At 54.8% G+C, this 21,623-nt stretch carries 20 protein-coding genes; 8 read left to right on the forward strand and 12 right to left on the reverse strand.

Going from position 1 to position 21,623, the window contains the following annotated elements; translation table 11 throughout:
* Positions 1–474: 474 nt before the first annotated feature.
* The 4 genes from rho to leuD form a co-directional block, all read right to left on the reverse strand.
* Positions 475–1,593 carry a transcription termination factor Rho gene (rho, locus tag P3B99_001205; GenBank protein ID WYJ07746.1) on the reverse strand — a complete coding sequence of 373 codons (1,119 nt, stop codon included), beginning with the start codon at positions 1,591–1,593 and terminating at the stop codon, positions 475–477.
* A gap of 296 nt (positions 1,594–1,889) precedes the next feature.
* Positions 1,890–2,282: a biopolymer transporter ExbD gene (locus P3B99_001210; protein WYJ07747.1), complete on the reverse strand. Its 393-nt coding sequence runs from the start codon at positions 2,280–2,282 to the stop codon at positions 1,890–1,892.
* A gap of 3 nt (positions 2,283–2,285) precedes the next feature.
* Positions 2,286–2,849, reverse strand: coding sequence for a MotA/TolQ/ExbB proton channel family protein (locus P3B99_001215; protein WYJ07748.1), 564 nt, complete (start codon positions 2,847–2,849; stop codon positions 2,286–2,288).
* Between the two features lie 2 nt (positions 2,850–2,851).
* On the reverse strand, positions 2,852–3,451 hold the full coding sequence (gene leuD, locus P3B99_001220; protein ID WYJ07749.1) for a 3-isopropylmalate dehydratase small subunit: 600 nt from the start codon (positions 3,449–3,451) through the stop codon (positions 2,852–2,854).
* Positions 3,452–3,652: 201 nt separating this feature from the next.
* On the opposite strand from leuD, the gene P3B99_001225 reads away from it, so the two are divergent.
* The gene (locus tag P3B99_001225; protein WYJ07750.1) at positions 3,653–4,150 is read left to right on the forward strand and encodes a hypothetical protein; all 498 of its coding nucleotides are present in this window, start codon (positions 3,653–3,655) and stop codon (positions 4,148–4,150) included.
* A 190-nt stretch (positions 4,151–4,340) separates the two neighbouring features.
* The gene (locus P3B99_001230) at positions 4,341–5,294 is read left to right on the forward strand and encodes a ribose-phosphate pyrophosphokinase (GenBank protein ID WYJ07751.1); all 954 of its coding nucleotides are present in this window, start codon (positions 4,341–4,343) and stop codon (positions 5,292–5,294) included.
* A gap of 173 nt (positions 5,295–5,467) precedes the next feature.
* On the opposite strand, the gene P3B99_001235 is transcribed toward P3B99_001230, so the two are convergent.
* From P3B99_001235 to rnhC, 5 genes are all read right to left on the reverse strand, one after another.
* The gene (locus P3B99_001235) at positions 5,468–6,439 is read right to left on the reverse strand and encodes an aldolase catalytic domain-containing protein (protein ID WYJ07752.1); all 972 of its coding nucleotides are present in this window, start codon (positions 6,437–6,439) and stop codon (positions 5,468–5,470) included.
* 52 nt (positions 6,440–6,491) lie between these two features.
* Positions 6,492–7,487 carry an aldolase catalytic domain-containing protein gene (locus P3B99_001240; GenBank protein WYJ07753.1) on the reverse strand — a complete coding sequence of 332 codons (996 nt, stop codon included), beginning with the start codon at positions 7,485–7,487 and terminating at the stop codon, positions 6,492–6,494.
* A 249-nt stretch (positions 7,488–7,736) separates the two neighbouring features.
* Positions 7,737–8,897: a glutamine-hydrolyzing carbamoyl-phosphate synthase small subunit gene (gene carA, locus P3B99_001245; protein WYJ07754.1), complete on the reverse strand. Its 1,161-nt coding sequence runs from the start codon at positions 8,895–8,897 to the stop codon at positions 7,737–7,739.
* A gap of 94 nt (positions 8,898–8,991) precedes the next feature.
* Positions 8,992–9,756, reverse strand: coding sequence for a ribonuclease HII (locus P3B99_001250; protein ID WYJ07755.1), 765 nt, complete (start codon positions 9,754–9,756; stop codon positions 8,992–8,994).
* Position 9,757: 1 nt separating this feature from the next.
* Positions 9,758–10,711: a ribonuclease HIII gene (gene rnhC / locus P3B99_001255; protein WYJ07756.1), complete on the reverse strand. Its 954-nt coding sequence runs from the start codon at positions 10,709–10,711 to the stop codon at positions 9,758–9,760.
* A 126-nt stretch (positions 10,712–10,837) separates the two neighbouring features.
* On the opposite strand from rnhC, the gene P3B99_001260 reads away from it, so the two are divergent.
* Positions 10,838–12,409 carry a hypothetical protein gene (locus tag P3B99_001260; GenBank protein WYJ07757.1) on the forward strand — a complete coding sequence of 524 codons (1,572 nt, stop codon included), beginning with the start codon at positions 10,838–10,840 and terminating at the stop codon, positions 12,407–12,409.
* Between the two features lie 98 nt (positions 12,410–12,507).
* Entirely contained in the window at positions 12,508–13,281 is a 774-nt protein-coding gene (locus tag P3B99_001265) for a hypothetical protein (protein ID WYJ07758.1), read from the forward strand.
* Between the two features lie 73 nt (positions 13,282–13,354).
* Here P3B99_001265 and P3B99_001270 read toward each other — a convergent pair whose 3' ends face one another.
* Entirely contained in the window at positions 13,355–14,224 is an 870-nt protein-coding gene (locus P3B99_001270; protein ID WYJ07759.1) for a DeoR/GlpR family DNA-binding transcription regulator, read from the reverse strand.
* 85 nt (positions 14,225–14,309) lie between these two features.
* Between P3B99_001270 and P3B99_001275 the strand changes: the two genes are divergently transcribed.
* The 3 genes from P3B99_001275 to gdhA all read left to right on the forward strand — a co-directional run bounded on the left by P3B99_001275 (position 14,310) and on the right by gdhA (position 18,853).
* Positions 14,310–16,091, forward strand: a complete 1,782-nt coding sequence (locus P3B99_001275; protein WYJ07760.1) for a DUF5696 domain-containing protein — start codon at positions 14,310–14,312, stop codon at positions 16,089–16,091.
* A 20-nt stretch (positions 16,092–16,111) separates the two neighbouring features.
* Positions 16,112–17,284 (forward strand): glycoside hydrolase family 99-like domain-containing protein, encoded by a 1,173-nt coding sequence (locus tag P3B99_001280; protein ID WYJ07761.1) that lies wholly within the window; start codon positions 16,112–16,114, stop codon positions 17,282–17,284.
* 225 nt (positions 17,285–17,509) lie between these two features.
* Complete coding sequence (gene gdhA / locus P3B99_001285) at positions 17,510–18,853, forward strand: NADP-specific glutamate dehydrogenase (GenBank protein ID WYJ07762.1); 1,344 nt, start codon at positions 17,510–17,512, stop codon at positions 18,851–18,853.
* Between the two features lie 251 nt (positions 18,854–19,104).
* On the opposite strand, the gene P3B99_001290 is transcribed toward gdhA, so the two are convergent.
* Positions 19,105–19,728 (reverse strand): N-acetylmuramoyl-L-alanine amidase, encoded by a 624-nt coding sequence (locus P3B99_001290; protein WYJ07763.1) that lies wholly within the window; start codon positions 19,726–19,728, stop codon positions 19,105–19,107.
* A 182-nt stretch (positions 19,729–19,910) separates the two neighbouring features.
* Here P3B99_001290 and P3B99_001295 point away from each other — a divergent pair, with 182 nt between their 5' ends.
* A complete protein-coding gene (locus tag P3B99_001295) occupies positions 19,911–21,341 on the forward strand; it encodes a Gfo/Idh/MocA family oxidoreductase (GenBank protein WYJ07764.1) in 1,431 nt (476 codons plus the stop codon).
* A gap of 130 nt (positions 21,342–21,471) precedes the next feature.
* On the opposite strand, the gene P3B99_001300 is transcribed toward P3B99_001295, so the two are convergent.
* Positions 21,472–21,621 (reverse strand): hypothetical protein, encoded by a 150-nt coding sequence (locus tag P3B99_001300; GenBank protein WYJ07765.1) that lies wholly within the window; start codon positions 21,619–21,621, stop codon positions 21,472–21,474.
* Positions 21,622–21,623 lie beyond the last annotated feature (2 nt).

The raw sequence follows: 21,623 nt of genomic DNA on the forward strand, positions 1-21,623 counted from the left end.
CGGGTGCGGGTCGCACCTCCCTACAGAGCTTCGCTCCTTTCTGTGATTAAACGGCGCGGCTATAACCGACAGGCTGGCAGCCTGTACGGCAACGGAACTTCGTTCCTTATAGTTATAATACGGCGCGGCTATAACCGCGCCTTTTCTATATCAGTCCGTATTGGCTTCGCCAATTACTACGCTTGGGATATACTTAATATTTTAAAGAAACAGAGATAAAACAGATGCGCTTTGCGCGGAGAAATAAAAAAAAGCGGATTTCCGCAAACACAGATTCTCCGCTTACCAATCAACTCTACTTTTCTCCCAGCGCACTCTAAAAACCTTTGTGCGTTAGCACTGTAATTTTAGGCGCGTCAAAGTGCTTTCATAAGGGTGGCTTTCCTGTGCACGCAGGGCGCGTGGCGTACTTATCGTACGCGAGCGGTCTGCGGGTACAGGGAAACGCCCTTAGGGAAGTGCTTTCACGCGCCGTTAAAGAATCATGGATATGAAGTCCTGATTTGTTTTCGACTGGCTCATTCTTTTTATAAGCGTTTCCGCCGAATCTTCCGGCTTGGCCCCCGCCATTGCTCGTCTCAAAAACGACGCCGCCTCCAGCTCGTCCGCCGACAGCAAAAGTTCCTCGCGCCGCGTCCCCGACGCCGAAATGTTTATCGCAGGCCAAATCCTCAGTTCCGCGACTTTCCTGTCCAGAACCATTTCCATGTTGCCCGTGCCCTTGAACTCCTGAAAAATCAGGTCGTCCATTCGCGAGCCTGTCTCAATCAACGCCGACGCTATAATCGTCAGGCTTCCGCCCTCCTCCGTGTTTCGCGCCGCCGAGAAAATCTGCCTCGGACGCTCCAACGCCCGAATGTCGAGGCCGCCGCTCATCGTGCGTCCGCCGTTTGCCTTTGCCGAATTGTGCGCGCGAGAGAGCCGCGTGAGTGAGTCCATCAAAAGCACAACGTCTTTGCCCGTTTCGACCAAATGCTTTGCGCGCTCTATTGCGAGGTCGGCAATTCTGATGTGGGTTTCGATATTTTCGTCGTTCGACGACGCGTAGATTTCGGCTTCGGGCAAGTCCATGCGGAAGTCGGTGACCTCTTCGGGGCGTTCGTCGACGAGCAGAATCATGAGTTTGCATTCGGGGTGGTTTTGTATTACCCCATAGGCGATGTCTTTAAGCAGCGTCGTTTTCCCCGTCCGCGGGGGAGCTACAATCAGCCCGCGTGTGCCCTTGCCTATCGGGCAGAATATGTCGATTACGCGGTTTGTCATGCGCTCGTCTTTTGTTTCGAGGCGGAGCTTTTTGTTAGGCGCGATAGTCGTCAGCTGTTGGAATGACGGCAGTTTGCGGCGTTCGGTGCACGGCACGCCGTCGATTGTTTCGATAAACCGCACTTTCGGGTTTTGATGCCCGTTTGCCTGATGCGCCTTTGCGGTGATGTACTGCCCCTTTTTGACGTTGAACCTGCGCACAAGCTCCTTCGGAACGTAGGGGTCGGTACGGCGGGTTTTGCCGCCGCGCTTCGGGTCGAGAAGCACGCCGTTGTTGTTTGTTGTGGGCGCGAAAATTCCGCCCACTTCGACTATTTCAAGGTTGTCCATGATTGTTAAATTTTGATGTTTGCTGCGATTCCCGCGCACTCCGTCCCAAACGAAAAAATCGGCAAAATTGCGAGCGGAAAGAAAACCGCAAACGGCAAGCCCATGAAGAAAAAACGAAAATCGCGGACGCCGTTTTAACAAGAGACATTCAAGCGCGTTTTGCCCGCAAGACAAGCATATTTTGCGAAAAAATCAGCGCGTTGCAACCGCGCGGGCTTCGCGCATTATGCGCGGAGGCGACGCCGCAAAAAGTCAGCCGCAAAGAAAACGCGCGGAGTTTTCGGCGGAGGCGGAAGTTATTTGTCGGTTTGCAGGCTGAGCTTTTTGATTTTCGCGACCTTCACGGAGTCGATAACGGAAGTCACGAAATGAAGAGGCGTCTGTTTGTCGGCAAGCAGAATGAGCGACGCGTCTTTGGGCAGCTCGCGTATCGTTTTTTCGAGGGCTTCGAAAGAGACTTCGCCCGCGTTGAAGTAGTAGCGTCCGTCCCTGTCAATCGCGATTGTGTCGGGCTTTTGTTTCGACGTCCCGACGGAGCTTTCCATGTTGGGCGGCGTGATGTCAACCGCGTAGATGTTTTTAAACTGCATCGTCAGAAGAAAGAAAAAGATAAGCGCGGTGAGAACGTCCACCATCGGGACGATGTTCACTTCCGCCTTTCTTCTGCGCCTGTTCTTCCTGATGTCCACGGACTATTTTCCGCTTTTTTGCTGAATGTCGATAAGGCTTTCAACGCAGATGTTCAGACGCGCGCAAAGCTTGTCTATGCGTCTGTTGAGGTAGGAATTTCCGACGATGGCGGGAATCGCAATCGTAAGCCCCAAGATTGTGGTCGAAAGCGCAAGACCCACGCCGCGCGAGATTGTTTCGGGTGTCGGCAGGGAAGAAGAATCTACCGAGAACACCGCGACCAAGCCCGCGACCGTTCCCAACAGCCCCAAGAGCGGAGCGGCGGAAATCACGATGTCGAGCCAGAACATGCCGCGTTCGAGGCGCGTCATTTCAAGCTGGGCGAAAGCTTTGAGGGCTTCGGGATCGGGCTTGGAGGTGTTGAAATAGTACAGAATTCTTCCGACGGACGACGCGGGCGAAGCCGACGGCAGCACGCCCGAGACAAGCATGCCCGCGATTTCGCGCGGAACTACCTTTGAGTCGCGCAAAGAAATCAGCCTCTCTATGATTATAAAGAGAGCCAGAAACGAGCAAAAACCGAGCGGATAAATGAATATCCCCGCGCCTTCCAGAATGAATTTCATGACTATTTAAAGTAAGGCAGAGACGCCGCCTTTTCCCTGATTGCCGACTCCGCGTCGAGTAGTTCCGCAATCGGGTCCCAAGTGCCAGAAACGAGAGCCGCGCGGGCGGTGTCGGGCATGGAGCACTTGCACGAGAAATCTCCGCAGGAGACCGTCATTGCGTCGAGGTTGACGTCCACGGGGGCGTCGGGGTTCTTCTCGATGAGTTCGCCGATTTTTTCGATGTCGGCGTGCGAGGCGCAGACGCAGGGAATGCCGAGTGTCGTCGAGTTGCCGAAGAAAATTTCGGCGAAGCTTTCGGCGACAATCGCCCTGAACCCGTAGTGCCAGAGCGACTGCGGCGCGTGCTCGCGCGACGAGCCGCAACCGAAGTTCGCGCCCGAAAGCAGGATTTTCGCGTTCTGTTTGCGCGGGTCGGTAAGCGGGTGGATCTTGTCCGTGCCGTCGGCGTTCTTGCGTTCGTCGTAAAATGCGTATTTGCCCAAGCCTTCGAAAGTCACGCAAACCATGAAGCGGGCGGGAATGATTCTGTCGGTGTCGATGTCGTTTCCGGGAATGAAAACGGCCTTGCCTTTAACGTCGTTGATTTTTTCGAGTGCCATAATTTTTTACAATCCCTCCATTAGAACGATTTTAATTTTTTCGACAACAATTTTTTCCGCCCCGCCGAAAATACGCGCGATTTTTCCGAACGCCCGCCGCCGAACGCTGTCTTAATAATAAAAGGAAAGCGCGGGACGGAAAAATGAAAGTCCGCTGCAATTTCCGCGAAAGAATACTCCTATTTTTACGATATGCAAAACATGAACGGATTAAAAAAACTTGTCTACCTGTTTTTCGCGTGCGCGTCGCTTGCGGCGTGCAACACCCAGCCTCCCGCGCAGAAAAGCCCCGAATGCACGGCGATTGAAACGGTCTATGCAATCGACAAACAAATAGTCTCGACGTCGAACACGGTTTCGGAAGTCGCGGCAAAGTCGCAGTCGGTGGCGCTGACTGGCTGCCCTCCCGAATTTATCGACGCGTATAGGGCGAACGTCAAGGCGTGGCAGAAACTCGCCGACATCGAAAAAAAGATGTACACGGTCAACATGACGAAGGCGCAAACCGACATCGCGAACTTCCTCTCCGAATACCAGTCGAACCCGTCGAAAGCTGCGGTGGAACTGAAACGCCGCTGGCCGTCGCAGGCAAAAGCAATCGACGAATGCACCGCGCAAATCGCATCGACCCGCGCCGACTACATCGCAATAGGCGTGAAGTACGACGCCGTCTACAACCAAAATTCGGGGCTGTTCTAAGCTCCGCAACGCAAAAATTCGGACATTTCGGCGGATTTTCGGAACAAGCCGCCCTATTCGCAACGCGCGCCCGTTTTCGGCGCGCGCTTTTTGCGCATTCGATTGATTTTGTATTTCGCTTGACTTTGCAAACGCCCGCGGTAGGGTAAAAAAAAATCGAATTGGGCGCAACCGCCCGAATTTTTGACGTATGAAAATCGACAACCTGAAAATCTTCACCGGCAGAACGCACCCCGCTCTCGCCGAAGCAATCTGCAAACAGCTGTCGCTGCCCCTTGGAAACGCATTGGTCGAATCCTTCCCCGACAGCGAAACTTTTGTCAAGATTATCGACCATATCCGCGGCGACGACGTTTTTATTATCCAGCCCACGAGCCGTCCCACAAACGACAGCTTCATGGAATTGCTCATCATGATTGACGCCGCCCGCAGGGCTTCGGCAAAGCGCATCACGGCGGTTCTGCCCTTCTTCGGCTACGCCCGTCAGGACAGAAAAGACCAGCCGCGCGTTCCGATTACCGCAAAGCTTGTCGCAAACCTCCTGGTCGCAGCGGGCGCAAACCGCGTGCTTACGCTCGACCTCCACGCCAACCAGATTCAGGGCTTCTTCGATATTCCCTGCGACCACCTCTACGCGTCGCCGGTCATCTACGAATATCTGAAAAACCAGCCCGCAGACAACCTCACGATTTTCGCGCCCGACGTCGGCGGACTGAAACGCGCGCAGGCATACGCAACGCTTTTCAACTGCCAGCTCGGATTCATCGCAAAGCGCAGAATCAGCGCGGAAGTTGTCGAGGCGACAAGCCTTGTCGGCGAAGTCGAAGGCCGCGACATTCTGATTGTTGACGACATGACGGAAACCGCGGGCACGCTTACCGCCGCCGCGAAAATCCTCAAAGACAAGGGCGCAAAAACAGTCAGAGCAGCAGTCACACACGCAGTGCTTACCGACAGCGCGTACGACAGACTTTCGGAAAAGTGGCTCGACGAACTCATTATTACAGACTCCACCCCGCCAGACCCGCGCTATGCCGACTACCCCATCACGGTACTCAGCGTCGCGAACCTGCTCACGGAGGCGATTCTGCGAATCCACAACAATATGTCGGTCACATCGCTCTTCAAAGTCAAGGGCTTCTAAGCGGAAGACAGCTTGCAAAACAGAAAACGCCGTCGAATTTCGACGGCGTTTTTTTGCCGGAGGAGACAATTACGGCGGAGAAAAATCGCCCTCCTATGCGCGAAGTTTTCAGTGAAAAAATAGACAAAAAAGCGGGCGCCTGTGGCGTCCGTTTCGAGGCGGGGTTGTTGCAGCTATGAGTTTGCGACGCTGTCGTAAAAGTCGGCAAGGCTTGGGCGCGGCTGCGTTTTGCCGTACTCCATAGCCGCCGACGGGTGTTTGCCGAAAAGCCCCGTCGCCATGTACGCGTGGTCGAAGCCCCACGAGTATTTTCCGCGCAGGGGTTCGATGAAGTTTTGCGCGCACTCCAAAATCGGGCGCATGTCAAGGCGTTTCAAATATCCCGCCAAAAGCTCCGTTCGACAGTTGCCCGCGCCGCGCCCAAGCCCGCAGAGCGTGCAGTCTACGATGTCCGCGCCGTTTTCGACCGCCTCAATCGTGTTGGCGAAGGCAAGTTGCAGGTTGTTGTGAATGTGCACGCCTGCGCGCTTTTCCGTACAGATATATTTGCACTTTGCGAGAATGTAGCGCAGGCGGTGTCCGTCAAGACCGCCGAAGCTGTCCATCATGTAGACAATGTCGGCGCGGCTTTCGGCGGCGGCTTCGAACGACAGGTTCAGCTCGCGCTCGGAAAGCGTCGAAGTCGCCATGATGTTCACGCTCGTTTCGTAGCCGAGGTCGGCTGCGTATTTTACGATGTCGAGGGCTGCGGGCAAGTCTTTCGCGTATGTTGCAACCCTTATCAAATCGACGGGGCTGTCCGATTTTTTCGGCAGCTTCGGCTCGCATTTGCCGACGTCGAACATTGCAGCGATTTTAATCGGGCGCGGATTGTCGCCCACGATTTTCTTTACGGAATCCTCGTCGCAGAACCGCCACTTTCCGTATTTTTCGGGGTCGAAAAACTTGCGGCCGTTCTTGTAGCCGATTTCCATGTAGTCTATGCCGGCGTCGGCGCAGGCGTCGTAGACGGCGCGAACGGTTTTGTCGTCGAAGCGGCTGTTTGTGATTGCTCCGCCGTCGCGGATTGTGCAGTCGAGCACGGCGACCCCCTCGTTCGGGAATGTGCGTTCCGCCTCGATTTTCTTTTTGTCGAACGTTTCCATTTCAAAAAAAAGCCGCGCGCACGCGGCGCACGGCTTTTCCCCATTCCGCGTGTTATTTCATCATTTCGTCGTAGAAATTGACAATCTGTCCGCGCTTGTCGGACTCGTTGTATTCCATTGCGCTTTTCGGGTGGCGGTTGAGGAAACCCGTCGTCATGTACGGGTAGTCGAAGCCCCAGCCGAGCTTTGCGCGCATCGGCTCGATTTCCGTTTCGACGCATTCGAGCAGCGGGCGGATTCTATAACGCGGGTTGTGGAGGAAGCCCACGAGCAGTTCCAGCGGGCAGTTCCCCGCGCCGCGCCCGAGGCCTGCGAGCGTTCCGTCTACCATGTTCGCGCCGCAGACAATCGCCTCAATCGTGTTTGCGAACGCGAGTTGCAGGTTGTTGTGGGCGTGAATGCCGATTTCCTTGCCGAATTCGTGTGCGATGCGCATGTATTTAGCCATCATGTAGCGGATTTGTTCGCTGTACAGCGAGCCGAAGCTGTCAACGAGGTAGATTGACTCAGCTTCGCTTTCGCCGAGCATTTCAAGACCTTCGTCGAGTTCGCTTTCGCGCACGGTCGAAACCGCCATGATGTTGACGGTCGTTTCGTAGCCGAGATCGTGGCAATGTTTAATCATGTCGAGCGCGAGCGGAATTTGGTGAATGTAGGTCGCGATTCGAACCATGTCGATGAGGCTTTCGGACTTTTGGGAGAGGTCGGTTTTGTAGTCGCTCTTTTCGGCGTCCGCCATGACGGAGATTTTGATGTCGCGCTTGTTGTCGCCGATTACGCGCTTGATTGACTCTTCCTTGCAGAAACGCCAGTCGCCGAATTCGGCGGGGGCGTAAATGCTGCTGCTGTTCTTGTATCCGATTTCCATGTAGTCGATACCGGCGTCGGCGCAGGCGTCGTAGACGGCGCGAACGGTTTTGTCGTCGAAGCGGCTGGCGTTCATAAGCCCGCCGTCTCTGATTGTGCAGTCGAGCACTTTTAACTCCTTCCTGAAACCGACCCATCTGCCTGACGATTTCGAGGAACTGTTCATTGATTTCTGATTCATTGTCTTTCTTTCGTGTTAAAAAAATTTTTTTTTTGAAAATCGGGGAAATAAAAAAACCCGACCGCCTTGGGCGTTCGGGTTAAACTTTTCTGCATACAACAACGGTCAAGCCGCCTACCGAACGCCTCTGTTTGGAAAGGTAAAGTAAAAGTAGTAGCTGAACCAACTGTTTTGCATATTGCCGCTGTATTAGATACCCATTTTTTCAAAAATCAAGTTTTTTTTGAAAAATTTTTCCGCGACGACGCCCTATTTTCCGAGCGTCTTTTTGACAAGCTCGTGGAAGTTTTCGAAGAGCGGGTCGGCATCGTTCGGCCCGGGAGCCGCTTCGGGGTGGTATTGCACCGAGAACACGGGATAGTCTTTCAGGCGCAGACCCTCTACGGTTTCGTCGTTGAGGTTGATTTCGGTTACGATGCCGCCCGCGTTTTCGATGGACTTTGCGTCCGCCGCAAAGCCGTGGTTTTGCGAAGTGATGGAGACAATCCCAGTTTCGAGATTCTTGACGGGCTGGTTGCCGCCGCGGTGTCCGAATTTGAGCTTGTACGTCTTTGCGCCGATTGCGTGCGTGATAATCTGGTGTCCCAGACAAATGCCGAACGTGGGATATTTCTTTATCAGGCGCGACACGCATTTGTGCGCGTATGAAACCGCGGAGGGGTCGCCGGGGCCGTTCGAGAGGAAGACCGCGTCGGGCGCAAATTCCTCAATCTGTTCGGCGGGCGCGTCGGCGGGGAAAATCGTCACGTCGAAGCCGTGGAACGCGAGCTTTTTGAAAATCGACGTTTTCGCGCCGTAGTCTATCGCCGCGCATTTGAAGACGGGCGTTGTGCGCTCGAACTTGTAGAGGCTTGTGCCCTCGACCGTAAAGGGTTTGAGCATTTCGTCGGACCAGTCGAACTTGCAAGGAGTTTTGCGGCTTACTTCGCGGACGTAGTCTACGCCGACAAGCCCAGCCCAGCCGCGGGCTTTTGCCACAGCCTCTTCCGCCGAGATTCCCTCGGTAGAAAGGCACGCCTTCATTGCGCCGACGCTTCTGAGTTTTTTTGTAATCGCGCGGGTATCGACGCCGCTGATTGCGGGCACTCCGCCCTGTTCGAGGTATTCCTGAATGGTTTGCTCGGCGCGCCAGCTGCTTGAAACCGGGCTGACTTCGCGCACGACAAAGCCCCTGACCTTGATTCCGTCGGATTCTTCGTCCGCCTTGTTGACGCCGTAGTTTCCGATTTCGACGGCGGTCATTGTGACGATTTGCCCGAAATAGGACGGGTCGGTAAGAACCTCCTGATAGCCCGTCATGGAAGTGTTGAAGACCGCCTCGCCGACGACCGTTTTCTTTGCGCCGAATGCGCGGCCTTTGTATACGCTGCCGTCTTCGAGTGCCAAAATAGCTGTTTGGAAATCGCTCATAATATTTTTCGCGGTAATTGCATAGACTTTTAAAATTCTTGCAAGCCTTTAAATTTAAAAGCCCGATTTTAGACGGGCAAAAAGCCCGAAAACTTCAAAAAAGTTCCGCCTGCATTTCGGTTTTTTCGGACTCCGCGCGGAGTTTTTTGAGGAAGCTCGGCCTGTGAATGTCGGTCGCGCCGAAGAGCAGCAGGCTTTGCAGGTGCGCCGCGGTGCCGTAGCCCTTGTGGACGTCGAAGCCGAAGCGCGGGTATTTTGCGGATATGTCGCGCATGAATTTGTCGCGCGTGAATTTTGCGACAATCGACGCGGCCGCGACCGCCAAGCTCGACGCGTCGCCCTTGACTACCGCCGTATGCGCGTACGGAACTTTTTTCATCGGCTTTCCGTCGATTAGCAGGCACGCAATCGACGTGTCGAGAGCCGCCTCCCCGAAGAGCGTCGCGGGCGAGGACGACTTGCGAAGCCCCAAATGCAGGCGTTCGTCGAGCTTTTCGGCGGCGCGGGTCATCGCCATTTGGGTGGCGGAAAGAATGTTGAATTTTTCGATTTCCGCGACGGAGGCGAACGCCGCCTCGAAGTCTATTTCGCCCGATTTTTTCAGCATGCAGAGCGTTGAATACAATTCCTCTCTGCGGGCTTCGGAAAGTTTTTTGGAGTCGTCGAGAAGCGCGAGCGCGTCCAAAAACGCGGGGTTTGCGTACGCCTTCGCGCTGACGGCAACCGCCCCCGCGCACACGGGACCCGCAAGACAGCCCCTGCCCGCTTCGTCGATTCCCACAAGCCAGCTGCGCCCCGAAATGTATTCGGAGTCGAACGCGGCGAGCGCGTTTATTGCCGAGTGTTTTTTTGAAGCCATTTTATTTTTCCGCTTCCGAAATCGCCTCCGACGCGGTTTTGAAGTGCATTTTCGCAAAGCGTTTCAGATCCTCCGCGCCGAACTTTTTGACGATTTCAACCGCCTGTTTGCGGACGTCCGCGCTTGCGCCTTTTTTGAGTTTTATGCCGCATTCGTCGGAGAGTTTGCGCATTGCGTAGATGTAGGTTGCGCGCGCGATAATCGACGCCGCCGCGACGACGGGGTCTTCTTCCGCCTTTGTCCGCATTTTAAGCTCGAAGTCGGGAATGTCGAGCTGGCGTTGGACAAGCGGCTGTTTCGTGAACTGGTCGAGCATACCCCACGGCGCGTGCCTTTCGTTCAGGGCCGACGTAATCGCCGTCGCGTGGAACCACGCCAAAAGCCTGTTGAGATTTCGCCCGAATTTTATGTAGAGGGCGTTGTATTTTTCCATGCCCGCGTAGGACACTTTCACGGCGACGTTTTTTGTGGCCTTGATTTTCCGCGCCATGTTGAGAACCGCTTCGTCGCTCGAAACTTTTTTGGATTCGCGCAGGTCTGCGGCGACCCACTCGCGCACGGCGTCCCCGTCGGCGACAACGCACGCCGAAACGAGCGGCCCGAAGAGGTCGCCCTTGCCGCTTTCGTCTACGCCCGCGTGGAGCTCGTACCATTCGGGGTGGAGGGCTTCGTCGTAGCCGAGCTGCGCAAAGCCCGTGATTTCGGGTTCGAGGACGAACTGGACGAAGTCTTCCGTGCCCTTGCCCTGAATCACGACCTTCCCCGACGAATACGCCACAACGTTCACGTCGGGGCCCTTGTACGCGAACTTCGCGTAGTTGACCGAAAACGGCGCCCAGAGGTGCTTGTCGAGCCACGCATCGAGCTTTTCCGCCTGTTCGTCGGTAATCGAGACGGTGTGGAGGGTTTTCTTTTTGGGGGAGTCGTCGGTTGTCTTTTTGCGGTTTGGCTGCATTTTGAAAAAAATTTCTGCCGCAATATTTGCCGAATTTCGCGCGGGCTTCAAGACATTAATATTTAAAAGAGCTTGCAGTCGGGCGTTTAATTATATTGACTGCGCGGAAAATCACGGAGGAATTTTATGAGCAAATCAATAATGATAGTCATTTGCGACTTCCTGCTTCTGAGCCTTATAAGCCTTGCCAATTTCGATTCGCCGCCGTCGGGCGCGGCTGCCGAACAGCTCGAATTGCAGGCGGCCGCCGAACAGCGCAACTTCGCCGATTCGCAAATGCTCGAACTTTTGAAAATGTCGCTCGACGCCGAACGCGACAGGCGCGAATCGCTCGATTCGGACGTGTCGAAACTCGCAAAGGCTGCGGAGGAAAACAAGTCGCTTGCGGAAAGCCGCAAGAAGTCGCTCGACGAGCGCGAGCGCGAGCTCGCAGAAATCGCAAAAGCCCGCGACGAACTCGCGAGGGCGAAAGCGGAACTTGAACGCGAACGCGCGGCAATTCTCAAAAAAAGCGGCGAATTGCAGTCGCGCGCGGAGTCGAGCGAAAAGCGCAACGAAAAGCTCAAAAACGAAATCATAGCCGCGGGCGAAAAGCTCGAAAAATCCGCGCGCGAAAGAATAGACCTCGAACGCAGACTCGGCGACGTAAAACAGTCCGACTCCGCCGCAAGGCAGAAGCTCGAATCCGTCCAGCTAGAGCTCAAACAAAGCAGGGAAAATCTCGAAAGGCTCGCCGCCGAGGGCGATGCCCTCAAATCGGAAAACCGCGCCATCGAAGCCGAAAAGCAGGCTCTGGCAACGCGCCTCGAAGTGGCGTCTGCAAAAGAGCAAATCTACCGCGAAAACATCAAACGCTACGAGACTCTTGTAAACATCGAAAAGAACGAAAAGGAGAAAATCCGCGAACACGCCGAAACGCTCGCCGTCGGCGTCGGCGAGCTTGCCGCGCAGCAGGAAAAAATGACCCGAAGCGTCGGCGAACTCCGCCCCAAAACGTCGTCGGAAATTTTCGCCGGAATCAAGCCGCGCCTCGCCACCGCCACGTTAACCTACGTCGAAAGCGGCATTTTCGGCAAGAACCAGACTACTGTTTCGCGCAGGCTTGTGCCGATTGAAATGGGCGGCAAAATCTGGCTTGTGGCAAACTCGGAGGGCACGCCCTTTGCGCCGTTCTTGAAAAAGGACAGGCAGTATTCCGAGCCCGAATCCATGTCGGTTTCGGTGCGCGGAAAGAGCTTCGAATTCAAGCCCGATGCCGTTGTGTCGCTCGCGGAAGACCCGCGCCTGATTGCAATAGCCGTTCCCCGCGAATTTGTGGAAAAGGAGAAAATCGAGCCGCTCAAAATTCCAAAAAACACATTCGCGTTTCCCGACTGCGTCGTGGTGGACGCGCAGAACTCGAAATACGGGCAGGTGCCGTTCCGCGCCGACTTCAAAAACGCGGACTACGCAAGGCTCGACGTCGGACTTATGCAGTCGGTCTTCGGCGAATTTTCGCCGTCGGCGGGCGACATCGCAATTTCGCGCAACGGCGATTTCGCGGGAATCGTGCTCGGCGGCGACCTCGCCGTTCTGCTCCGCGCCGCGACTCCCCTTAAAAGCGCGGGCGTTGGCGCTGCGTATTCGAAAAAATCTGCGCGAGAGCTTGTCGAAAACGCGTCGTCGCGCTTCGCAAAAATCCCCTACGGGCTGCGCTAAAAATCGCTCGGCGGCGGTCTCAATTTGCTTGCATTTTTTACGCGCCCGCGCAAAACTGTTTTCCGATTCGGAAAACATAACGCAAAGGAAAGGAAAAAATGGAAAAGCATTTGTATCTATCCCTCATTCCCGAAGCCCTCGTGGCGTCGAACCTACCGCCGCAGGAATTCGGCGCGTACTTCGCAACGGGCGTTTTCCGCAGAAACTGCGACCAAGCCGTTTTCTTCGAAATCGACCCGAACTTCGAGTCCGACTACCTGCCGATTGACAAATTCGACAAGCTCTGCGAACCGCACCCCGACGGCTCGCCGCACAAGTCGGTTTACCTTTCGGTCTACCGCGTGCTCGAACACGTCCCGATGTCGGCGTTCAAAAACCTGTATGTTGTGACCTCCGACGGCAAGACGCTAGAGCTCTCCCCCGCCCCGTTCGTCCCCGATTTGAAGCCGCACCTCTATTTGTACCAGGACCTCGCTCCGTGCAAGCCCAGAGTTGTAAGCATTCTCAACCCGGCCGAATACATCGCGCGGCTGACTTCGAAAGACAGGCTCGTGCACGTCGATAAAATCGCCTTTTGCGACTTGAAACTCGGCGCGCTCGAATCCGACCCCGAAAACGGAGATCTCGGCAACCTGCCCTACATCAACAGCTACCACCTGCGCTACTGCCTCATGCAGGTTCGCAACAAGGGCGGCAAAAACAACAAGGTCGTAGCCCGCTCCGCCTCCGACTTTCTATACAGGACAATCAAAAACGGCTTCTATGTAGGAGTAGGCGACGACATGCTCTACTACCCCATGCCGTCGAAAGAGGAGCTTGAAAACAAGCACTACAACTGGTGGCGCTCGGCGCAGTCGGCATTCGGCTCGTAAGCCGAATCGCACGCCAGAAAAAGGCAAAAGCCGCGCGGAAACCCGTGCGGCTTTTTGAATGCAAACGCTGCGTCTATTTAACGAAAACGCCCGCGCCTTTGAGCTTCTGGATAAACGACTCGTCCGCGGAGGAATCCGTCAAGACCTTGTCAATCATGTCGAAATCGGCAAAGAAGCGCGCGCTGCGGACGCCGAACTTGGAGGCGTCGCACATGAGGATTTTCTCGCGGCAGTATTGAAGCACGTTTTCCTTGAATTCTGCGTGGATTTCCGCAACTTCGCTCGCCCCGCGGTCGAGGTCGAGGCCGTTGCACGAGAAAAACGCCTTGTCTACCGAAATCTTGCGCACCGTAGACCACGCAATAGCCCCGCCGTAGCTTAGGCTTACGCGGTCGAGCTTGCCGCCAGTGGCGACAACGTTGATTTTGCTCTTTCCCATTAAGGGAACAACAGTATCGTGCGCGTTCGTGATTACCGTAAGCTCCATATCGGGGAGGATTTCCGCCAGAGCCAAAACCGTCGAGCTTGCGTCGAGCAAAATAGTGTCGCCCTCCTTGATGAATTCGAGAGCCTTTTTTGCAATCTCCTGCTTTGCGGCGCGATGCTCTTTGAGGCGCTTTTGAAGCGGGAGGTCAATCGCTCGCTTTTCGATGCGCAACGCGCCGCCGTGCGTACGGATAAGCTTGTTCTCGGAATCGAGAAACTCCAAGTCGCGGCGGATTGTTTCGTCGGTGACGTCGAACTGCTTTGCCAGTTCGATTGTTCGCAGGCTCGGTTGGGTTTCGAGCATTGAAAGAATTACCCTTTGGCGTTGTCTTGCTAACATAATACGGAAACTATTAAAGCGGCTTTTTTCATAGTCAAGAAGATTAATTTTTTGTCCGGCGCGGCGACCGGCGTTTTTTATCGCATAAAAACATTTTTCAAGAAAAACAATCAACATTCAAAAAAAAGCTTGCGCCTATCGGGAGTTGCATTTTTATAGTGTTATGAACACATGGAATTCTTTTAGGTATCTTTTGGTTTCAATGGGTGCATTTCTTGCGGCTGAAAATCTTTTTTCCTCGCCCGTGTTGATCAGGGAAACGCACAACGACGGAAGCGTTTCGGAAAAGCGCGTCGAAAGCCAGGAGCTCGGCGGCGGGCTGGAGCGAATCACTATAAAAAAGGAATCGCTCGGCGGTGTCGCGTATGTAGATATAATACCCGACTTCGCCCGCGCGGAAAAAGGCGACGAAGGCTACTGGGTTGACGGCCGCGGCTGGTTCGGCAAGTTCGACCGCGACAACGGGGAGTTCTGTTATGTCAGAAGTTTTATGCCCATTTTCGGCATGAAGAAAGCCGGCAAGACATTCTGGGCTGTCGTCAAAACATACCGCTTCAACTACGATTTCAGGGTCGATGTAAAGGACGGCAAATACGCGGTTTATCCGCGCTTCAGAATCGACAACGTGCGCAAGTTTTTCGACCCTTACGACGACATTGTTGTGGAATACCGCGCGCTCGAAGGCAAAGACGCGAACTATTCGGGAATGGCGCGCGGATACAGAAACTACCGAATTGCCCGCGGCGAAATCACGCCGATAAAAGAGCGCGTAAAAAAATACCCCGAGCTCGACTACCTATGCGATTCGATTGTCGTGCGAATCCAGACGCACGGAGCAAAGCCGATACCCGAAACCGACATCACCTACACAAAGGAAACCGAGCAGCCGATTATCGCGCACATGCCGTTCGGCGTGTCGGAAGAATTCGTGCAGGCAATCAAAGATTCCGGCGTTGACAAATGCACGATAGTTTCGGCGGGCTGGAACAACGGCGGCTACGACGGCAGAACGCCATCGCACTTCCCCGTGGAAATTACGTTTGGGGGTGAAGACGCCTTCCGCAGGCTAATCAAAAAAACGCAGGATTTGGGCTTCCAATTCACCCTGCACGCAACGAATACCGACGCGTATCCCGTCTCGCCCATGTGGTCGCCTAGCTACATCTCGAAATGGCGCGACGGCTCGCTCGTCAAGGGAGGCGTCTGGGCGGGCGGGCAGTGTTTTATGGTCTGCCAGCGCGCCGCGTGGAACGGCTGGACACCGAAAGAACTCGAGCAAATGCGCGACCTCGGCGCAAGGGGCCCGCACTACATCGACGTGTTCTCGTCGCTCTACCCGACTCCGTGCGCCGACCCGAACCATTTGGCGACGCCCGAAATCACGGCGGAATATCAAAACAAAATCCTCGCGCGCTCGAAAGAGCTTTTCGGTTCGGCGGCATCGGAGGCTGGCTTCGACCACGTTGCGGGAAATATCGACTATATCAACTACATCGGCGGAGCGTTGAAAGTTCTGCGCGAGCACCGCGAGAACAAGCTTATCGACGGGCTTTTTCCGCTTTGGGAAATTGTCTACCACGGAATAGTCATGTACAACTCCGACCGCGAAACGCAAAACCACACGAGGGGAAAGTGTCCGTACAAGCTCGACAAGAGCGGCGACCCGCGCTGGATGGAGGGCGACGGCAAGGTAGATCCGTTCGTTTCGCTGAAAATCGTCGAATTCGGCGGCAAGCCTATTTTCTACACATACAAGTTCGCCGACGTTCCCCGAATCAAAAAGGCTTGGGACGAATTCGTACCCGTGCGCCGACTCCAGCGCGAGCTTATGCAGTCTCACGAGGAAATCGCAAAAGACGTGTTCCTTGTGAAATACGAAGACGGAAGCAGAATCGTTGCGAACTACCGCAAGACTCCGTTCGAGTTCGAGGGGACGGAAATTCCCCCAATCGGCTACAAACTTTTTGAGCCAAATAAAAAATAGAAAAAACACACAGCACGCATATGAAAAAATATCTAACAACGCTGTTTTCAATGACGGCGGCGCTTGCCGCATATGCCGCATACGACGTCGCCGCCGTCGTATGGCCCGCATACCACCCCGAACCGCGCTGGCGGGAACTGGGAATCTTCGGACACGGAAACGGAGAATGGCAGAACGTCTACGAAGCCGTACCGAAATTCGAGGGGCACAACCAACCGCTCGTCCCGCTCTGGGGCTACGAAAAGGAAAACGACCCTATCGCCGTCGCGCGTAAAATCGACGCCGCCCTCGCCGCCGGCGTAAACGTTTTCATGTACGACTGGTACTGGTACGGCGGCAGGCCGTTCCTCGAAGGCGCGCTCAACGACGGCTTCCTGAAAGCCCCCAACAACGAACGCATGAAGTTTTTTATAATGTGGGCAAACCACGATGTCGATTCTCTCTGGAACAACAAAGTTCACGGAATGAAGAAGCTCGAAACAGTCTGGAGCGCCGACGTGTCGCCCGACGAATTCAAGAGCGTTCTCGTCCCACGATTCATCGAATATTTCAAAAAAGCCAACTACTACAAGATTGACGGCAAGCCCGTCTTTGCAATGTACCTCATGCGAAACCTCATCAGGGGCATGGGCGGCGCGGAAAACGCAAAAGAAGCCCTGGACTATTTCCGCGCGGAATGCAAAAAGGCAGGCTTTGCGGGGCTGCACTTGATGTCGCTGACAGCCGGAAACAGGAATGTTCCGATTGCCGGCAACGCCACTCCCGAGCCCGATGAAGCCGCAAAATACTACGGCTACGACTCGATGTCCACCTACAACTGGACAGGCTCTATGAAAGGCGACTACAAAACTTGGCGCGATACCGCAATGCCGAAATGGAATGTGTATAAAAAGGAGGTCGGAACATTCTTCCCGATTGTTTCGACAGGCTGGGACAACAATCCGCGCTGGCCCAGGGAAAAAACAACCCCGCTGGTAACGGGCAAATCGCCGATAGAATACGAAAAGTCGCTGCGCATGGCGAAAGAATGGGCGGACAAAAACATTCCAGCCGGCATGCCTAAACTGATTCTGATAAACGCTTGGAACGAATGGACCGAAGGCGAATATCTCGAGCCCGACAAAACATACGGCTACGAATTTCTAAACGCCACCGCGCGGGTATTCGGCGGAAGCGGCCAAGCGAAAGAATAGCCTTTGCCAAAAACTGCGGATGCCGAATGAAAATTCGGCGTCCTTTTTTTTGCGCCCATATAAAACGGGCAGGGAAATCGACTACACATTTGTATCGAAAACCGCCGAAATAAAATGCACAAATTTGTAGGAAACGCTTGTTTTTTCATTTGCCAACTTGACGCACTGCCGAATAATACGAGAATTGCGGCAGTTTTTACATTAAAACCCAATCAAAGGAAAAAAATGAACAAATATGTAGCAAAGGTACTCGAAGACCTCAAAGCGAAACAGCCGTGGGAAAAAGAATTCTTGCAGGCTGCGGAAGAGGTTCTCTCGTCGTTGAGCTCGGTTCTCGACAGCGACTCCAAATATGAAAAGAACAAGATTCTCGAAAGAATGGTGGTTCCGGAAAGAATCATCATGTTCCAAGTTCCGTGGGCGGACGACAAGGGCGAAATTCAGGTAAACCAGGGCTACCGCGTCCAGTTCAACAGCGCAATCGGCCCCTACAAGGGCGGTCTGCGTTTCCACCCCTCGGTAAACCTCGGCATTCTCAAATTCCTCGGTTTCGAGCAGGTATTTAAGAACTCGCTCACGACCCTCCCCATGGGCGGCGGCAAGGGCGGTTCGAACTTCGATCCCAAGGGCAAGTCTGACAACGAAGTGCGCAACTTCTGCAACAGCTTCATGCGCGAACTCTACCGCCACATCGGTCCCAATACCGACGTTCCCGCAGGCGACATCGGCGTAGGCGGCAGAGAAATCGGCTACCTCTTCGGCCAGTACAAGCGTTGCAGAAACTCCTACGACAGCGTTCTGACGGGCAAGGCGCTCGAATGGGGCGGCAGCCTTATCAGACCCGAAGCGACGGGCTACGGCAACGTCTACTTCGCGCAGGAAATGCTCGCTACAAAGGGCGACACGCTCGAAGGCAAAACGGCGCTCGTATCGGGTTCGGGCAACGTCGCGCAGTACACGATTGAAAAGCTCATTCAGCTCGGCGCAAAGCCAATCTCGGCTTCCGACTCGAACGGCTGCATAATCGACCCCGACGGCATCGACGAAGAAAAACTCGCGTTCATTCTCGACCTTAAAAACAACAAGCGCGGCAGAATCAGCGAATACGCAAAGAAATTCCCGACCGCAAAGTACTACGAAGGCAAGAGACCGTGGGGACTGGCGAAAGCCGAACTCGCTCTGCCCTCGGCGACGCAAAACGAAATCAACGAAGACAACGCAAAAGCTCTCATCGAAAACGGCTGCATACTCGTTTCCGAAGGCGCGAACATGCCCTCGACCCCCGGCGCAATCGAAGTCTACAAGGCGGCGAAGATTCTCTACGCTCCCGGCAAGGCTTCCAACGCTGGCGGCGTGGCGACGTCGGGCTTGGAAATGTCGCAGAACGCAATCCGCCTCAGCTGGACGCGCGAAGAAGTGGACGAAAGACTCCACAACATCATGCGCAGCATTCACAAGAACGCCCTCGAAGCGGCGGCGGAATTCGGAACACCCGGCGACTATATGAACGGCGCGAACATCGCGGGCTTCAAGAAGGTCGCAAACGCAATGATTGCGCAGGGTTTCTAATTTGCTACTCAAGAAAAAACAAACGGCGCGCCCGCAAGGGTGCGCTTTTTTTGTATAAACCTTCGGCGCGCCATGCCCGCCCCGCATGTAGAACGGCAAAATAAGCGCAAAGAAAAACGCAGTGTGCCTGCGCTGCGTTTCGGGCGCACTGCCGCATTCGGGAAAACCGCCGAAGAGCGTGAAAGCGTCTCGGAGGAAAGCCTCAACATGGGTTGGCGCGACGGTGCGCGATAGGATTTTGCGCGGAGAGGCTAGCGGGCTTTTTGCATTTCGGCGGCGACGCGCTTCTTGAAATCCTCCCACCCGTTGCGTTCGAGAATCCTGTGCGGGCAGTATTTCCCCGACCAGTCGCGGTGCATTCGCAGGGAGTCTACCGTCAGATTGTACTGATTTAGCAGGTGGGCGGCGAGAATCACGGCGTTCGCCTCCGACCTCTCGTAGGCGTCGCCGTCGCGGCAAAGGCTGCGGCAGATTTCAATGCTTATGCTGTACAGGTTGCCCTCGCCCTTGTCGCCGTCGCCCGCGTGCCACGCGTGCATGTTGAGCGGTATGAGCTGAACCGCCCAGTTTTCGTCAACGGCGTAGTGGAAAGACACGGAAACGTTGTCGCGCTTGGAGTTTATTCTGTCGCGCTCCTCCTTTGCGGAAATGTAGCCGGCGGTGTTGTGTATTGTAACCGTCCTGATTTCCCTGAACGGCGCGGGAACGGCGCGGCGGCGGTTGTATTCGTTGTCGTCGAGAAAATCGTGGCTGATTCGCAACCCGTTGACGACCGACACGTTCGCCGGCGTTTTCGGCGCGGAAATGTCGGTTCCCACGCAGCCGAACTGCGTCAAAATTGCAAAAAGCGCAAAAAAATTCGCAAAGCGTTTCATGTGAGAATTTTTCAAAGAAAACGCCGGAAATGTCAAAATATTTATGCGGTTTTGCTTGCCATTTGCAATTTTCACGGCAGAGTTTCTCAACGTTGCGCAAAAAAACGCAACGCCGAACATTCCGCCGACGGGGAGGAAGATTTCGGCGCAACACCAAACACTAATATATAAAAAGGAAAAATATGTTGAATCGCAGAAGTTTTATCAAAGCTTCGGCGGCGGCGGGCGCAATGATGTTCCTGCCCTCATGCCAAACATCGAAGGTTAAAAACGCAAACGGCAAGCTCAACGTGGCTTTCGTCGGCGTCGGCGGACGCGGCTACAACGCGCTTGAAAGCCTCGAAAAGCACCCCGACCTCGTGAACATCGTAGCGTTCTGCGAAGTTCAGGACGAAGTTGCAAAAAAGCCGTGGAGCGGCTACAAGAGCGCGGTTGTCGCATACAAAAAACACCCGAACGTTAAAATTTTCCGCGACTTCCGCGTTATGCTCGACGAAATGGACGCCGACATCGACGCTGTTGTCGTCGCCACTCCCGACCACATGCACTACCCGATTGCCTCGTGGGCGATTTCCAAGGGCAAGCACGTCTACTGCGAAAAGCCCCTCACCCGCACGATTTGGGAAGCGAACGAACTCAAACGCCTCGCAAAGAAGGCGGGCGTCATTACCCAAATGGGCAATCAGGGACACACCAACGAGGGCTGGCGCGCAATCCGCGAATGGTACAACGCGGGGCTTCTGGGCGACATCAAAGACATCTACATGTGGACAAACAGACCCATTTGGCCGCAGGGCGGCTTGAAAATGCCCAAGGGCGAAAAAGTGCCGTCGAATGTGGACTACAAGCTTTGGCTCGGCGTCGCGCCATACCAGCCTTACAGCCCCGAAGTTCTGCCCTTCAACTGGCGCGGACTCCGCAACTACGGCACGGGCGCCGCGGGCGACATGGCATGCCACTTCTTCGACGTTCCCTACTCGGCGTTCGAACTCGGCACTCCCGAAACGGTACAGGGCTGGTCGACGCCTTTTGACGACTACAACTGGCCCGCGGCTTCGAAAGTCGAAATGGTCTTCAAAAACAAGTGCGGACTCGGCGGCAAAATCAACCTCCACTGGTGCGACGCAGGCGCGCGCCCGAAGGAAATCGAAAGAGTAGAACCCAGCTTCCTCGTTCCCGACCCGAAGAATCCGTGGCACAACGGCAACTGCACGTTCATCGTCGGCACAAAGGAAACGGTGCTCACAAACGAATACGGTCTCAACTCGATGATTTACCCGCGCGAAAGAATGCGCGAGCTTGCGAAGTCGAAAGCGCTTCCCGCAAAGAGAATCACGCGTTCGATTACCCCCGGCAACCCGCACCTCGAATGGGCGAAAAACTGCATCGCGGGAACTCTGCCGCCCGCGAACTTCGACTACGCCGCGCCGTTCACGGAAATGTGCCTGCTTAGCATGATTTCGCTCAGCTTCCCCGAACAGAAGCTCCGCTACAATCCCGCAAAGATGGCGTTCGACAACTGCAAAGAGGCGGACGCGCAAATCAAGAGTCTGTACGCATACAACAAAGAGTTCATTGCCGACAGCTCTTTCTTCTCGAAAATCTTCGGATAATCGGGGCTTCCGCCGACGCGCAAACGGCGGCGGAATTTCGAAAGGCAAAATTTGCAAAAACAATCGCGAGTCGAAAGACCCGCGATTTTTTTGCGCCCCGCCCTCCGCACCGCAAAAGGTCGGGCAGAATTTAACAAATCGGCGCGAGGCATTCAATCAAGTCGATTCCCGCAATGCTTCTGCACGAACCCTTCGCGAAGCCCTCGTCTACTTCGCCGAACCGCCCGCACAGCGCGCCGCCGAAATTGCCCAAACCGCCAGTGCGGGATTTTCGGCACACAA

The organism is Opitutia bacterium KCR 482, from assembly GCA_029269845.2.
Lineage (GTDB): Bacteria > Verrucomicrobiota > Verrucomicrobiia > Opitutales > Intestinicryptomonadaceae > Merdousia.